The organism is Tropicimonas isoalkanivorans (assembly GCF_900112335.1).
GTDB lineage: Bacteria > Pseudomonadota > Alphaproteobacteria > Rhodobacterales > Rhodobacteraceae > Tropicimonas > Tropicimonas isoalkanivorans.
The window spans coordinates 200154-216128 of sequence record NZ_FOLG01000003.1 but is presented as its reverse complement, the minus strand read 5'-3'; the positions used below and the strand labels follow the sequence as shown (position 1 = coordinate 216128).

Below are 15975 nucleotides of genomic sequence, written 5' to 3'. Positions count from 1 at the left end.
GCGCGATTGAACCTGACGACATCTGGAGACCGGCATGACTTTGAACAGCGGGCGAGGCTTGCTCGCCGCCCTCGGGCTTCTCGCCATGGCTGGCAGCCTTCCCACTTTTGCCATCGCCCAGCAGGCCGGGCAGGAGGGCACGCCGCAAGCGGTTCCCGTCGTCGTGGCCCCGGTAGAGATGCGGCCCGTGGCCGGGGCGCTCGACGTGGTCGGCAAGATCTCCGCCATTGACCGGGTCGACATTCAGGCGCGCGTCGAAGGCTTTCTGCAGGACGTCTCCTTCGAGGAAGGCGGCACCGTGGCCGAAGGCGACGTGCTGTTCCGCATCGAGCCGGACGAGTTCGAGGCGGCGGTCACGCAGGCACAGGGGCAGCTCGACGCCGCCGTCGCCCAGCAATCTCTGGCGCAAGTGCAACTCGACCGGGCGCAGCAGCTCCTCGACAAGAAGGTGGACAGCCAGATGACTCGGGATCAGGCAAAGGCTGCCTACGATTCCGCCGTCGCCGAGGTGAAAGTGAGCGAGGGCGCCCTGCGGTCGGCGCAGATTAATCTCGGCTACACCACGATCACCGCGCCAGTGGCGGGCGTGGTCGGTCGGGCGGCAATCACCAAGGGCAATGTGGTCGGCCCCGCAAGCGGCCCCCTGACCACCATCGTCAGTCAGGACCCGATCCACGCCCTGTTCCAGATCAGCGAGACGGACTTCCGCAATTTGCGGGATCGCGCTTCTGCCGATCCGGACAACGTGAAAGTTACCGTCGGGTTTTCGGACGGCACCGAATACGACCAGACCGGCAGCATCGACTTTATCGACGCGACGGTGAACCAAAGCACCGACACGATCCTCGGCCGGGCACAGTTCCCGAACGCGGACGGTGTTCTCAGGGACGGACAACTGGTGCGGGTCAAGCTGGAGAGCGGCACGCCGGAAGAGCGGGCGCTGGTTGCCCAAGGGGCGATCATCGCCGATCAGGGCGGGCTTTACGTCTTCGTCGTGGAGGATGGAAAGGCAGCCCGCCGGACGATCAAGATCGGCAATACCGTCGACACGGATGTGGTGGTGCGTGACGGGCTCGCAGAGGGGGACATGGTGATCATCGACGGGCTGGAGCGGGTGCGCCCCGGCGCGCCGGTTTTGGCGCAGCCGGCGCCCGATGCCGCGTCGTCCGGACAAATCCCCGCCGCGGAGACGGAGGCCGATGCGGCTCCCGCCGCTGCCGACGACAAGGGGTAATCCATGCTCTCCGCCATCTTCGTCGACCGCCCCCGCTTCGCCCTCGTCATCGCCATTCTCACCACCATCGCCGGGCTTCTGGCGCTGATGACGCTTCCGGTGGCCCAGTATCCCGACATCGTACCGCCGCAGGTCCAGGTCTCCACGGCCTATCCGGGCGCTTCGGGAAAGGTGGTGGCTGAGACTGTGGCCCAGCCCATCGAGGCCAAGGTCGTCGGTGTCGACAAGGCGATCTACATGAAGAGCGTGAGCGGCGACGACGGCAGCTACACACTCACCGTCTCCTTCGAGCTCGGGACGGACCCGGACATCAATACCGTCAACGTGAACAACCGGGTGCAACAGGCTCTCTCGCAATTGCCCGACGAGGTTCAGCGGGCAGGCCTAGTGGTAAAGAAGAAGTCGTCCGCCCTGCTTGGCGTGATTGCGGTCTCCTCGCCGGAAGGCACCCACGACCCGCTCTTCATCTCCAATTTCGCCACCATCAACCTGCTGGACCAGATCCGCTCCATCCCCGGCGTGGGCGACGCGACGCTCTGGGCGGCGCAGGACTATTCCATGCGGGTTTGGGTGGACACGGACCGGCTGACGACTCTCGGACTGACGACCAACGACCTAATCGCCGCCATCCGAAGCCAGAACGTGCAGGCGGCGGTCGGCCGGATCGGCGCAAGGCCGGTCAACAACGACCAGCGGGTGCAACTGAATATCCAGACCAAGGGGCGGCTGGCCTCGGTGGAGGAGTTCAACGACATCGTCATCCGTACCGGCGACGACGGGTCTATCCTGCGGCTGGGCTACGTGGCGCGGGTGGAACTGGGCGCCCGCAATCTCGACCGGGACACGACGCTGAATGGCAAACCCGCCGCGGCCATCGCCATCTACCAAAGCCCGGGCGCCAACGCGCTGACCACCCTCGACGGGGTGCGGGAGAAGGTCAGCGAGATAGCCAAAACCTTCCCCGGAGATATGGAATGGAAGGTGACCTACGACCCGACCAAGTTCGTGACCGCCACCATTGAGGAGGTGCAACGTACCCTGATCGAGGCCTTCGTGCTGGTCGTCCTGGTGGTGTTCCTGTTCCTCGGCAACCTGCGCGCCACCCTGATCCCGACCATCGCCGTTCCGGTCAGCCTCATCGGCGCCTTCGTCGCGCTGAACGCGCTCGGCTATTCGGCCAATACGGTCTCACTGCTGGCGCTCGTGCTGGCCATCGGCATCGTGGTGGATGACGCCATCGTGGTGGTGGAAAACGTGGAGCGGGTCATGGAGGAACGCCCCGAGCTTTCCCCGGCCGACGCCACCAAGCTTGCGATGCAGGAGATCACGGCGCCCATCGTTGCAATCACGCTTGTCCTGCTCTCTGTCTTCGTGCCCATCGGGTTTATTCCCGGCATCACCGGTGAGCTCTTCCGGCAGTTCGCAGTCACCATCGCCTTCGCCATGGCGATCTCGGCAATCAACGCTCTGACGCTTTCGCCCGCTCTCTGCGCCCTGCTGCTGAAGCCCCATCACGGGCCCCGGCGCGGTGTGATGGCCAAGATCTCGCGCGGGATAGACGGCATTCGCAACGCTTACGGATCGACTGTGGCGCGGCTGGTTCGGATCTCTGTCATCGGCCTGGTCCTGGTGGCGGTGGCCGGCGCGGCGATCTGGGGCATGCTCCGGGCGACGCCGACGGGGTTCTTGCCGAACGACGACCAGGGCGCGTTTTTCGTGGTGATGAAACTGCCGGCCGACGCCTCTGTTTCCCGCACGGCGGACGTGGTGGCGCAGGCGGAACAGATCATCCTGCAGGATGAGACTGTGGCGGACGTCACCTCGGTCGTTGGGCTGAACTTCATCGACAGTTACAGCCAGGCCAACGCGGCCTTTTCGGTAGTCACGCTCAAGCCGTTCGACGAGCGCCTTGGCGAAGGGCAGGGTGCTGCGGATGTCATCGAGCGGCTAAGCAAGGAACTTGCCGGCCTGCGCGGCGGGATCGCGGTGCCCATGGCGCCGCCGCCGATCATCGGACTCGGCACCGGCGGCGGTTTCACCTACATGGTGCAGAACGACCGCGCCGCGGATCCGCAGACCTTCGCCCAAGCGGTTCGCGGACTTGTGATTGCGGCCAACCAGGTGCCCTATCTCCAGCGGGTTTTTTCCACCTACTCCCCCAACAACCCCTCAATCTACCTCGATATCGACCGGGACAAGGCGCAGCTCCTCGGGGTGAACGTCAGCGATATCTTCCAATCGCTCCAGGCCGTCCTCGGCGGCTACTATGTGAACGATCTGAACCTCTACGGCCGGACATGGCAGGTCCAGTTGGAGGCGGAAGCCGCCGACCGCGATCAGATCAGCGATATCTACCGCATCCACGTCCGCAGCGCGAAGGGCGACATGGTGCCGATGCGTTCTCTGGTCACCGCCCGGCTGGTCACCGGGCCGCCCGCCATCATCCGCTACAACAACAGCGAGGCCGTCTCGGTGCTCGGTGGTCCGGCCCCGGGCGTGGCGTCGGGCACCGCACTCCGGGCAATGGAAGCGGTCTCGGCCAAGACGCTGCCCCCCGGCTTCTCCGGCAGTTGGACCGACACCGCCTACCAGGAGAAGAAGACCGAAGGGACATTGCCGGTCGTTCTCGGGCTTGCGGTGCTCTTCGCTTTCCTCTGTCTCGTGGCCCTTTACGAAAGCTGGACCATTCCGATCCCGGTCTTGCTGTCGGTCTCCATCGGGGTCGCGGGCTCGTTCGGTGCCTTGCTCCTGACGGGCCTACCGCTCGACCTCTACGCCCAGATCGGCATGGTGGTTCTGATCGGCCTTGCCGTGAAGAACGCCATCCTGATCGTGGAGTTCGCCAAGGAGCGCCGCGACGCCGGCGTACCATTGCGCGAGGCAGCGATAGACGGTGCTCGGCTGAGGTTCCGCCCGGTCATCATGACCTCGCTTGCCTTCATCCTGGGGCTCGTTCCTCTGGTGACAGCCGAGGGCGCGGCCGAACTCGCAAGGCGGGCGGTGGGCACGCCGGTGTTCGGTGGGATGATCTTTGCCTCGGCCCTGGGCATCTTCGCAATCCCGCCCCTTTACGTGGTGTTTCAGTCCATGCGGGAGCGTGTGAAGCGACGCGGCGCGGGAAAGTCGCCGGCGGAGGGGAGTCTGTCCGACCCCGCCGAATGACGGCTCGGACGGGGTGAGCTTTCAGGGCCCAGTGGGCCCGCACGATGTGGCCGACCCTGTGTCTGCGCGCCTGGGTTGACCTTAGGCGCGCGCTTCGCCGTTGGCATCGTCCCCCCGCAGCCCCGTGGCGTGCATTCGGTGTTGTGGAGGCTCGGTCACCGGATCATACATCGGGCATGGAAGAGAGTCTGTCGCTGCAAATTGCGTTGCCGGTCTTCAAGATCGCGGACGGTGTGCGGGGGATCAGAACTGGGGCGACCGCGGTCGCCGCCGCGCAGCGGACACGTTCTGCGATGGATGTCAGGAGAGATACATCCTGCGAGAGCAGATCGGCGACGCCTCCCGCGTCGTGTCGCAGAGACGCCGTGCCAATCCGTCGGAGGCGCGCGCAAGTCCGCGTGCCCGCTGACAGGTCGTATAGGAAGAGAATAGTCACATGAAAGTACTCGTAATCGGCGCGGCCGGTATGGTCGGGCGCAAACTTCTGGAGCAGGTCGCGGCATCCCCCGACGTTCTCGGAGGCGATATCGACGCGCTCACGCTCGTGGACGTTATCGAACCGACGGCGCCCGAAGCCTTGGCCAGTGTCGCCTCCTGCAAGGCCATCGACCTGTCGACTGACGGCGCTGCAGCGTCCCTCATAGCGGGCCGCCCTGACCTCATCTTCCACCTTGCCGCGGTGGTGTCCGGCGAAGCGGAAGCGGATTTCGAGAAGGGGTACCGTGTGAATCTCGACGGCGGCCGCGCTCTGCTTGAGGCGATCCGCCAGGAGGGGCAAAGCGCCCCCTATCGTCCACGGCTCGTCTTCGCCTCGTCGGTTGCAGTTCTGGGGGCGCCCTTCCCGGAGAAGATCGGCGACGAGTTCTTCGCGACGCCGCTCACCAGCTACGGGACGCAAAAGGCCATCATGGAACTCCTGCTCGCAGACTACGCGCGGCGCGGGTTTCTCGACGGTATCGGCATCCGCCTGCCCACCATCTGCGTGCGCCCCGGAAAGCCGAACGCGGCCGCGTCGGGCTTCTTTTCCAACATCATCCGGGAGCCGCTGTCGGGCAAGGAGGCCGTTCTTCCGGTCGATGACAGCGTGCGCCACTGGTTCGTCAGCCCGCGTTCCGCAGTTGGTTTCTTCACCCATGCTGCCACGTTGGACCTCTCCAAGGTCGGCCCGCGCTGCAACCTGATCATGCCGGGCCTGTCCGCCACCGTCGCCGAACAGATCGCGGCGCTGGAAACGGTCGCCGGATCGAAGGCCGTCTCGCTGATCCGCCGCGAACCTGACCCGGTGATCGAAGGCATCGTCGGCAGCTGGGCGCGCGACTTCGATCCGAAGCGGGCGCTGGAGTTGGGGTTCACCGCCGAGGACGACTTCGAGGAGATCATCCGGATTCACATCGACGACGAACTGGATGGCAAGATCGGAGCCTGACAGTCGGCGTCGCGCCCACGCAGGTGCATCAGTCCCCGTGTCAGTCGAGGGAGATGACCAGTCCGTCAGTGCAGCTCCCGCCGATCCGGAAGAGTCCCCGTTCGGGATTTCATTTCCCCGGCGGGGTGAATGAAAAAAGGGCGCCGCGATGCGGCGCCCAATCCGAAGGCGAGATGCTTGGCCCTTGGCTAGCGCCCGGCACCCGTCCCGCCACGTCTTCGGCGAAGTGCGTGCCGGATCGTGAAAAGCACGGACCGTAGGTCAGTTCCCTTTCTTGCAGTCGCCTTTTTTCCCATCATCACAGTTTGCGCGCTTGCCTTTGCCGGACTTCTTGTCGTCCTTCTTCGAGGCTTGCTTCTGCTGGTTCTTATCCTGCTGTTTTTTCGAATTCTGTTTGTTGTTGTCAGCCTTCTTGCCACCCTGCTTCTGGGCGTCGTTGGCCTTCTTCTTCTGGCTGTCGTCGGCCTTGTTTGCGCTTTTCTTGTTTCCGCCGTCGTCTTTCTTGGCGGTCTGTTCAGTCTGTTGGCGCTTTTTCGTATCGGACGCGGCCTGCTGTTTCTTGCGGTCGTCGTCTGCGGTCTTGCGCTGCTTGTCAGCTTCGGTCGAGACCTGCATTTGCTGCTTGTTCTGACGGTCCGCCTCCTGTTGGCGACGTTCCCGTCTTTCCCGCCTTTCCTCGGCCGCCTGCTCTTCAGCCCGCGCTTGCCGGCGCGCCTCGCGTTCGGCCTCACGCTGTCTCTCGAGCTGGCGCTCCTCCCGCCGGGCCTCGCGTTCGCGTTCCGCCTCGCGCTCATCCAGACGCTCCGCCTGATTGCGCCGTTTCTCCCGCAGGCGGTCGGCTTCGCTCTCGGCCTCGCGGGCTTCTTCGCGCGCAGCCTGAATGGCCTCCCTCTGGCGTGCCACGGCCTGCTCTGCTTCGCGCTCGCGCTTGCGAAGGGCCTTCAGCCGGTCTTCCCGGACGTCAGATTGATGATCGAGCCATTTCAGGGCCTGACGCCGCTCGTCCAGACGGGCACGCTCCACGTCTGCATCGCGCCGCCAGCGACGGGCCTCGCGGTCGTAATACCGGTCGCGTTCCTGATCCCAGGACAGGCGTTGCCCGTCGTTCGTGTAGCGCGGCCGGGGATAGAAGCGGCGATCGTTCCAGTCGATCGTCTGGCGCTGTTTCCAGTAATCGTCCCAGCCGTCGTCATCATCGTCGTCGTCGTCATCATCGTTATTGAAGAGTTCGTCGACCAGAAGGGCGGAACCAAAGCCAAGCGCGCCGGCGACAATAGGATTGCCGAGCAGGCCACCAATACCCGTTCCGGTCCCGGTGGTGTATCCAGTATTGTATCCGGTGCCATAGGTCGTTCCGCTATTGTAGCCGGTGCCATACGTGGACCCAGTGGAATACGGAACGTTCTTGGTGCTGTAGGTCGTAACCGGGTCATAGCTCGGCACGTAGACCACTTCCGGATTTGCGGGCCGGATGTAGATCTGTTCGTCTTCCTCTTCGACGACCTGCGCCTCGTTGGTCTCCAGGTTGCCGATTGTCTTCGCCTCGGCGCGCATCCGCTGCACGGCCGTCAGCACATCGTCTTCCTGATACAGGATCGCGTCGCCGAGCGTCTTGGTCCAGTCGAGATCCTCTGCCATCCGTTTCAGGACGGTCGGGAAGCCGGAGAGCAGAACGACCACGCTCGGGTCCCAGGTCTGTTCCTGAAGTGCCGTGCTGAGTTCGGCGTCGGACATGTACTCGGTCTGGGTCAGAAGCCGGTCGGCCTCCACCACGTCCGACGGAAAGGTCGACGCGACGAGGATCTGCGCCAACAGGGGATCGGGATAGAGAGCGACGGGCGCCACGATGCGATCCAGTTCGCTGGCCGTCATCGGCAGCACGGCGGTCGAACCCGCCACCTGTTGCAGTTGATCGGCATAGGGCGAGTTGCTGCCCTCCAGAATGGCCTTGATGCGCGCGGCGGAGTCCTGGGCGTTATCTGGCCTTTGAACTGGGCGGAGGAGCGACGTGCCCTCCTGCGCGGCCGCGCCATTGGCGGCCAGCACCATTATCAGTGTCGCAAGAAACTTGGAGCGCATGAATAAACCTCCTCCATCCGGCATTTCCTCTAGGGCTAGCCGAAATGATCCAATGTTCACTAGTCACGCTGAAGTATCTAGGCTGGCGTTTTCGGTTTGCAATTTCGTCGGCGCAAGCCAGCGCGCGCCCCGAACCAGCCGAATGGCACGGGCGTTCTGGCTGCGGCTCGTTGAAGCAATCCCAACGAAACACGAGGGCAGGGACGGCGGCGATGCTAATCCATTCGCCCTCAAGGGTTTTCGGGTGCTCGGAGGGTGCGCAGAACGTTGCGTGTCGCTTCGACGAGCGGCCCATGGGTCTCCGAGAGGATCTCCACCCGGTCGAAGCGTTTGGGGTCCTTGTTGACGGCCTCCCGCAGGGCCGCGCCGAAGGCCATGCGCAATTCTGTGCCGATGTTGAACTTGCAGATGGCGGAATTCTGCGCCAGCGTCCTGCGCTGCGCTTCCGGCACGCCGGAGCCACCGTGGATGACGAGCGGAACGTCCGTAACGGCCTCGATCTCCCGAATTCGCCCTTCGTCCAGCATACCGCCCCGGTCCTGCTGGAGGTGCACGTTACCGACGGAAATCGCCATGGCATCGACGCCCGTCTCCCGTGCAAAGCGCGCGGCTTCCTCCGGGTCCGTGCCGGCGGACGCCTCTCCGCCCGAATATCCAACAAACCCGATTTCGCCCTCGCAGGAGACACCCGCGCCATGCGCAAGTTCGACCACGGCTGCCGTATCCGCGATGTTCTGTTCGAGCGGCAGGCGGGAGCCATCGAACATCAGCGAGGTGAAGCCGCTGTCCAGCGCGATCCTGCAGTCCTCCATGGAATAGCCGTGGTCGAGATGCGCAACCACGGGCACCGAGGCGCCCTCCGCCAGGTGACGGAACATCTTGCCGAGGATCGGCAGCGGTGTGTATGCGCGGCAGCCCGGCCCGGCTTGCAGGATAACGGGCACCCCCTCTGCCTCGGCTGCGGCCACGTAGGCGCGCATATCTTCCCAGCCCAGGGTCACCAGTCCGCCGACGGCGTACCCCTGCTTCAATGCGGGTTGCAGGACCTCTGCGAGGGTGGCCAACGTCATTTGAACTTCGCCACCATGTCCTTGATGCCGGGGATCGTTTCGATCTGGTAGGCATGCGTGGGTTGAAAATACTGCACCAGCGGGCGCTGGCTCAATCCGCCCAGGATCGTGAAATAGTACATCTCGTAGCCCGGGAGAACGCAGCAAGGGTGGTACCCCTTGTCGATCAGGATCGTGGACCCGTCGACGATGTGATAGGCGTCTCCGGGCTCGTTATCGACACGTTGCATCATTTGCACCCCAGAGCCGTGATTGGGCCGGAAGCGGAAGTTGTACGTCTCGTCGTGTCGGGTTTCCTCCGGCAGGCGGTCCGTGTCGTGCTTGTGCGACGGGAAACCCGACCAGCCCCCCTGGCCGACGGTAAAGAGTTCGGAGACCAGCAGCCGGCCGACCTTGCCATGTTGTTTCTGGCCGAGGATGTGTTTGATCTTGCGATGGGTCTTGGTGTCGTCGGAGCCGTATTGCACAACGTCAAGGGCGTCTGCCCGCACGTCGAAGGGGTCCAAGGTCTCGTCGAACCTGGCACCGGCGACGAAGACTTCCGCAGCATCCGAAACACAAACGATCAGCGCCCTCGCGCCGGAGGGAACATAGACGCCCTCCGGCTCGCCGTCCCAGACATCGCGGCTCCGGTTGCCGAGAGCCGCGAAGCGCGCGCCCTCGATATCGACGTCCACGGTGCCCGTTGCCGGAACGATGCACGTCTCGTAGCCGGGGACCTGGTACTCGAAGGCCTCGCCCGCCTTGAGCTTCACGATATTGAAGTAGTTGAGCGGCACCCGCGGATCGTCGGCATCGACGATGGGCGCGTTGGCGTTGTCAAAGGGGGGGATGTGCATGTGGGCTGCTCCGTTCGGGCCGGTCAGACCTCCGTCGGGCCGGGGTGATTGGCAAGGAAGTCATCGAGTTGTGCTGTGGTGGGCATGGCGGGCGCGCAGCCCGGCTGCGAGACGACGATGGACGCGCAGGCGGACCCGCGCAGTACGGCGTCGCGCAGGTCGCGCCCTTCGGCGATCCCAGCCAGCAAGCCGGCCATGAAGCTGTCGCCCGCGCCATTGGGCTTGACCGCCGTGACGGGGTAGATGCCGGTGCGGATCTCCTGTCCGTCCGCCAGCGTCACGGCCCCCTCCTGACCCATCTTGTAGATCACGATACGGCCCGGTTTGGAGGCGAGATCGCGGGCCTTGTTCAGCCCTTTGTCCCTGCCGCCGGCCATGAATCCGAATTCCTCGTCATTCCCGACGATGAGGTCGCTCTGCTCCCCGGCGCGGGACAGCACCTCTTCGGCGACGTCCGGCGAGGGCCAGGAATAGGGGCGGTAGTCGATGTCGAAGATCCGCGGAATGCCCGCCGCGCGCGCATTCTCGAAAGCGCGAAATGTCGACCCGCGCGAGGGTTCGGCGGCGAAAACCGTGCCGGCGGTGATCAGCGCGCCGTAGGCACCGTAGTCCACCGCGTCGACGTGATCCGCCGTCACCTGAAAATCCACAGCGTTGTTGCGATAGATGCAGAGCTGGAAGTCGTCCATCGTGCTTTCGTACACGGCGAGGGAAATACGGTATTCCCCGTCCAGAACCCGGAGATATTGGGTGTCGACGCCGTAGTGCTTCAGCCGGTTGGTGCAGAACCGACCCACGCAGTCGTTCGAGACCGCCGTGACCAGCGCCGATTGTGCGCCGAGCTTGCAAAGCCCGGCGCAGATATTGGCCGAGGAGCCGCCAAGGTCCGAGCGGAAACTCTCCGCCGCTTCGGCCTTCGTGCCCGGCGGGTCGGCAAACATGTCCATGCCGGCGCGTCCGAAAACCACAAAGCGGTTCTTGCGAATCCCGTCGATCAGCGCGCTCATCAGACGCCCTGCCTCTGCCGCACGCGGGCCGATTCCCAGTCGTCATGAGCCGCGCGCACTTTTTCGCTCTCGCTCACCTCGGGGGTGCCGCATTCCCACCAGGTGTGACCGCGGTCGGTCCAGGCGTCGTAGGCGGCGACCTTCATGCAGATCACGCAGGTCTTGTCGGACGCCTTCGCCCGCTTGAATGCCTCGGCCAGTTCCTCGGGGTTGGCGACCGTCTCGGCCGATGCGCCCATGGCCGCCGCGTGGGCTTCGAAATCGACGTCGAATGGCTCGGGAATGGTCGGCGCGTCCTCGTAGAGACAGTTGTAGCTTTCGCTGCCGACGTTGTTCTGCAGTTTGTTGATGACCGCCCATCCGCCGTTGTCGAGCACGAGGACGATCATCTTCTTCCGGGTCAGGACCGAGGAATAGATGTCGGAGTTCATCAGCATGTAGGCGCCGTCGCCGACGAAGACGATCGTGTCCTGATCCGGCTCCCGCTCCTCCTGAGCGATGCGGGCGCCCCAGCCGCCGGCGATTTCATACCCCATGCAGGAGAAGCCGAACTCGACATCCACTGTCCCGATGTCCAGCGTCCGCCAGTTTGCCGTGATCTCGGCGGGCAGCCCGCCAGAGGCGGTCACGATCCTGTCGCGCGGATCGCACAGATCGTTCACCACGCCGATGGCTTGGGCGTAGGAGTTGGGCTTGTTTCCATGGGCGACGTTTTCGGCAACATAGTCATCCCAATTCCGGCGTTCCTCCTGCGCCTTGCCCACCCATGCCTCGGGCGCCTTGTAGTCGCCGGTCGCCAGGAGAAGCGCTTCCAGTGCGCGCTTTGCGTCGCCCACCACCGGCAGCGACAAGTGTTTGCCCGCGTCGTGACGCGCCGCGTTGACCGAGATCAGCTTCGCGGCTTTGGAAAAGGCCGTCCACGATCCCGTGGTGAAATCCTGCAACCGCGTGCCGACGGCCAGTATCACGTCCGCCTGCTCGGCGATGGCATTGGCGCTGTCGGACCCGGTTGCGCCGATGGGGCCGATATTGAGCGGATGGGTCGCTACCATGTTCGCCCGTCCGGCGATGGTTTCCACCAACGGGATGTGGCGCGCCTCGGCGAACGCGGTCAGTTCGGCCACGGCGCCGGAATATTGCACCCCTCCGCCGGCAATGATCATCGGCCGCTCAGCGGATTGGAGCAGGGCTGCGGCATCGGCGATCTCGGCGGCGTCTGGCGTGACCCGACGGATGCGGTGCAATTTCTTCTCGAAGAACGCCGCCGGATAATCGTAGGCCCACCCCTGCACATCCTGCGGCAGGCCAATGAAGGCGGGCCCGCAATCGCCCGGATCGAGCATTGTGGCCAGAGCGGCCGGCAGGGACTGGATCACCTGGGCGGGGTGGGTGATGCGATCCCAGTAACGCGTGATCGGCCGGAAGGCATCAGTGACGCCGAAGGTGGGGTCGTTGAAGTTCTCCATCTGCTGCAACACCGGGTCCGGCAGGCGCGTGACGTAGTTGTCGCCGCACAACATCAGCAGTGGCAGCCGGTTGGCGTGCGCCAGGGCCGATGAGGTTGCGAGGTTCGATGTGCCCGGGCCGGCCGACGCGGTACAGAACATGAACCGGCGGCGCAGCCAGGTCTTTGCATATCCGGCGGCGGCGAAGCCCATGCTCTGCTCGTTTTGCCCGCGATAGAGCGGGAGCACGTCACGGTGATTGTAAAGCGCCTCTCCCAGGCACGTCACGTTGCCATGGCCAAAGATGCCGAAACCGCCGCCGCACAGACGGTATTCCGTGCCGTCGATCTCGATGAATTGGTTCGCCAGCCAGCGAACGATGGCCTGCGCGGTGGTCAGGCGGAGTGTGCCCTCGCTCATCACGGTCGGTCCTTCCTCTCGTCCCTCGCGGCGCACTCGAAGCGATCACCGCTTGCGTAATCCCTATTCCGAGGATACTAGTTTTGCAACCGGTTGCAAATCGTATTTTGGGGGAGGGCATCGCCATGTCCGAGATCGGTATCGGCATCGTCGGGGGGGGCTACATGGGCAAGGCGCATTCCGTTGCCATGGCGGCGGTCGGCGCTGTTTTCGACACCGGCCTGCGCCCGAGGCTGGAAATGATCGCCGCCAGTTCCGAAGACTCTGCAGAGCGTTACCGGCGATCCTTCGGCTTTCGGCGGGGCACGGGCGACTGGCGACAGCTCGTGGACGACCCGGACGTCCAGGCCATCGTGATCGCCACTCCGCAGGCGCTGCACCGCGATATTACGGAGGCCGCTTTCGCGCGCGGTAAACCGGTGATGTGCGAAAAACCGATGGGGGCCTCATTGGCCGACTCCGAGGCGATGGTCGCAGCCGCCGAGGCCAGCGGCGCGGCCAATATGGTCGCCTACAACTACATCCGCACACCGGCGAGTCAGTTTGCCCGCGACCTCATCGCCGACGGCGAGATCGGCACGGTGACGTGGTTTCGCGGCGAGCATACTGAAGATTTCTATGCCGATCCGTCAGCCCCGGCCTCCTGGCGAACATCCGGCGAGGCCAACGGCACCATGGGAGACCTCGCGCCGCACATGATCAACGCAGCGCTGGCGCTGATCGGGCCTGTGACGTCGCTGATTGCGGAGGTCGAGACCGTCCATTCCGAGCGGCCGGGTGGCAAGGTGGACAATGACGACCAGGCGCAGATCATGTGCCGATTCGCGAACGGCGCCATGGGCCAGATGCATTTCAGCCGGATCGCGACGGGGCGAAAGATGGGCTACGCCTACGAGGTTCACGGCACCCGCGGCGCCATCCGTTTCGACCAGGAGGACCAGAACGCCCTCTGGCTCTATCGCGCTGACGGGCCGGAGGCGGAGCGGGGGTTCCGCAAGATCCTGACCGGCCCGGAGCACCCGGACTACCTGCCGTTCTGCCAGGGGCCGGGGCATGGCACCGGCTACCAGGACCAGATCATCATCGAGGCGCGCGACTTCCTCCGTGCCATCGAAACGGGCGAGTCCGTCTGGCCGACCTTCCGCGATGGTCTGGCCGTAAACCGCGTCGTCCATGCTGCAATGACCTCCAGTCGTGGCAAATGCTGGCAGGACGTTCCCACTGATCCGAGTAATTGAAAGGCTGGGAAAATGACTATTCGCATTGGCAATGCGCCTTGCTCCTGGGGTGTCGAGTTCGCCGACGATCCGCGAAACCCGCCCTGGCGGAAGGTGCTGCAAGATTGCGCCGAGGCTGGCTACAAGGGCATCGAATTGGGGCCCGTGGGCTTCATGCCGGAGGATCCCGCCGTGCTGGTGGAGGCGCTGGCGGAGCACGATCTGGAGCTGATCGGCGGTGTCGTCTTTCGTGCCTTCCACGATCCGGCGCAATGGGACGACGTGTTGGACGGCACCCACCGCACCTGCAAGGCGCTCAACGCGCACGGGGCGAAACATCTGGTGCTGATCGACTCGATCTCCGAGCGCCGTGCCCCGACCGCCGGTCGCGCAAACGAGTCCGAGCAGATGGACGCGGCCGAATGGAGCGCTTTTAGCGACCGGCTTGCCGAAGCGGCGCGGATAGGAACCGAGGACTACGGCCTGATCGTGGGGATACACGCCCATGCCGGCGGCTTCATGGACTTCGAGCCGGAACTTGAGAGGTTGCTTAACGAGGTGGACGAGAAGATCCTCAAGATCTGCTTCGACACCGGCCACCATTCCTATGCGGGCTTCGACCCTGTGGCCTTCATCAAGCGTCACATCGACCGCATTTCCTACATGCACTTCAAGGATATAGACCCCACTGTGAAAGCCGACGCGATCGCCAACCGAACAGGCTTTTACGATGCCTGCGGGCAGGGGATCTTTTGCAAGCTGGGACTGGGAGACGTCGACTTCCCGGCGGTGCGGCAAGTGCTTTTGGATGCGGGATTCGACGGATGGTGCACGGTGGAGCAGGATTGCGACCCGACGCTCGATGTCACCCCGATGGCGGATGCCCGCTACAACCGCGAATACCTCGAATCCATCGGCTTCAAATAAGAGGACTCGAAAGATGACGAAACTGAAATGGGGCATGATCGGCGGGGGTGACGGCAGCCAGATCGGCCCGGCGCACCGTCTCGGAGCACAGGCGGACGGGCTGTTCGAATTTGCCGCCGGCGCGCTGGATCACCGCCCCGTAGAGGGTCGGGCCTATGCCCAACGTCTCGGTATCGCGGAGGATCGCGCCTACGGAGACTGGCGGGAGATGCTCGAGGGGGAGCGTGACCGAGCCGACCGCATCGACCTGGTCACCGTCGCCACGCCGAATTCGACGCATTTCGAGATCACGAAGGCCTTCCTTGAGGCGGGTTTTAACGTTCTCTGTGAGAAGCCGATGACTCTGACGGTGGAGGAGGGCGAAGAGATCGTGCGGGTGGCCGAAGCGTCGGGCAAAATTTGCGCGGTGAATTACTGCTACTCGGCCTACCCAATGGTGCGTCAGGCGCGAGCGATGGTGCGCAATGGCGAGATCGGCAAGGTGCGCCTTGTGGTGACGAACTTCAGCCATGGACATCATGGGGATGCCACCGACGCCGATAACCCGCGGGTGCGGTGGCGGTACGACCCGGCAATGGCCGGAGTGTCGGGCCAGTTCGCGGATTGCGGCATCCACGCGCTGCATATGGCCAGCTTCATCTGCGATGACGCGGTGGACAGGTTGTCCGCCGATTTCGCCTCGACCATTCCGAGCCGGGAACTCGAGGACGATGCGATGGTCAACTTCCGCATGACCGGAGGAACGGTCGGACGGCTCTGGACATCGTCCGTGGCGATTGGCCGGCAGCATGGGTTCGACATTCAGGTGTTTGGCGAGACCGGCGGGCTTCGCTGGGCGTCGGAGCAGCCCAACCAGTTGATCTCCACGCCCGTTGGCGGGCGGACCCAGATCATCGAGAAGGGCGAGGCGGGGCTCCACGAGGAGGCCCGGCGCCTGTCGCGTGTGGCGATTGCCCATCCCGAGGGCTTCCCGCTCGCGGTGGCGAACATTTACTGCGATCTTGCCGATGCGATCCGGGGGGAGACGCGGGACGGGCTACCGGGTGCCGCCGACGGCGTGCGCTCGATGGCCGCCGTTCACGCCGCGGTGGACTCCGCCCGTCAGCATGGCGCGTGGGTGGACGCTCGCCCGCCGATGTTCCGTTAGGG

Annotated in this window: 11 protein-coding genes; 6 read left to right on the top strand and 5 right to left on the bottom strand. The window is 64.4% G+C overall.

Features of this window, described 5'->3' with window-relative positions:
• The first annotated feature begins 34 nt into the window (after positions 1-34).
• The 3 genes from BM075_RS08185 to denD all read left to right on the top strand — a co-directional run bounded on the left by BM075_RS08185 (position 35) and on the right by denD (position 5822).
• Complete coding sequence (locus BM075_RS08185; protein ID WP_218152835.1) at positions 35-1234, top strand: efflux RND transporter periplasmic adaptor subunit; 1200 nt, start codon at positions 35-37, stop codon at positions 1232-1234.
• A gap of 3 nt (positions 1235-1237) precedes the next feature.
• The gene (locus BM075_RS08180; RefSeq protein ID WP_093360178.1) at positions 1238-4396 is read left to right on the top strand and encodes an efflux RND transporter permease subunit; all 3159 of its coding nucleotides are present in this window, start codon (positions 1238-1240) and stop codon (positions 4394-4396) included.
• 436 nt (positions 4397-4832) lie between these two features.
• Entirely contained in the window at positions 4833-5822 is a 990-nt protein-coding gene (denD, locus tag BM075_RS08175) for a D-erythronate dehydrogenase (protein WP_093360177.1), read from the top strand.
• Positions 5823-6083: 261 nt separating this feature from the next.
• Here the strand turns inward: denD and BM075_RS08170 are convergent, their stop codons facing one another.
• The 5 genes from BM075_RS08170 to iolD form a co-directional block, all read right to left on the bottom strand.
• Positions 6084-7901 carry a DUF3300 domain-containing protein gene (locus BM075_RS08170; protein ID WP_177208282.1) on the bottom strand — a complete coding sequence of 606 codons (1818 nt, stop codon included), beginning with the start codon at positions 7899-7901 and terminating at the stop codon, positions 6084-6086.
• 230 nt (positions 7902-8131) lie between these two features.
• On the bottom strand, positions 8132-8971 hold the full coding sequence (locus BM075_RS08165) for a class II fructose-bisphosphate aldolase (protein WP_093360175.1): 840 nt from the start codon (positions 8969-8971) through the stop codon (positions 8132-8134).
• Positions 8968-9810 carry a 5-deoxy-glucuronate isomerase gene (locus BM075_RS08160; protein WP_093360174.1) on the bottom strand — a complete coding sequence of 281 codons (843 nt, stop codon included), beginning with the start codon at positions 9808-9810 and terminating at the stop codon, positions 8968-8970. Before BM075_RS08160 ends, BM075_RS08165 begins: the two co-directional genes overlap by 4 nt.
• Positions 9811-9833: 23 nt before the next feature.
• Entirely contained in the window at positions 9834-10817 is a 984-nt protein-coding gene (gene iolC, locus BM075_RS08155) for a 5-dehydro-2-deoxygluconokinase (RefSeq protein ID WP_093360173.1), read from the bottom strand.
• On the bottom strand, positions 10817-12682 hold the full coding sequence (iolD, locus tag BM075_RS08150; RefSeq protein WP_093360172.1) for a 3D-(3,5/4)-trihydroxycyclohexane-1,2-dione acylhydrolase (decyclizing): 1866 nt from the start codon (positions 12680-12682) through the stop codon (positions 10817-10819). Before iolD ends, iolC begins: the two co-directional genes overlap by 1 nt.
• Before the next feature lie 125 nt (positions 12683-12807).
• On the opposite strand from iolD, the gene BM075_RS08145 reads away from it, so the two are divergent.
• Genes BM075_RS08145 through BM075_RS08135 form a run of 3 tightly spaced genes read left to right on the top strand, consistent with a single transcriptional unit; the run spans position 12808 to position 15973 of the window.
• Complete coding sequence (locus BM075_RS08145) at positions 12808-13920, top strand: Gfo/Idh/MocA family protein (RefSeq protein WP_093360171.1); 1113 nt, start codon at positions 12808-12810, stop codon at positions 13918-13920.
• Between the two features lie 12 nt (positions 13921-13932).
• Positions 13933-14826: a TIM barrel protein gene (locus tag BM075_RS08140; protein WP_093360170.1), complete on the top strand. Its 894-nt coding sequence runs from the start codon at positions 13933-13935 to the stop codon at positions 14824-14826.
• A gap of 13 nt (positions 14827-14839) precedes the next feature.
• On the top strand, positions 14840-15973 hold the full coding sequence (locus BM075_RS08135; RefSeq protein WP_093360169.1) for a Gfo/Idh/MocA family protein: 1134 nt from the start codon (positions 14840-14842) through the stop codon (positions 15971-15973).
• The last annotated feature ends 2 nt before the right edge of the window (positions 15974-15975 follow it).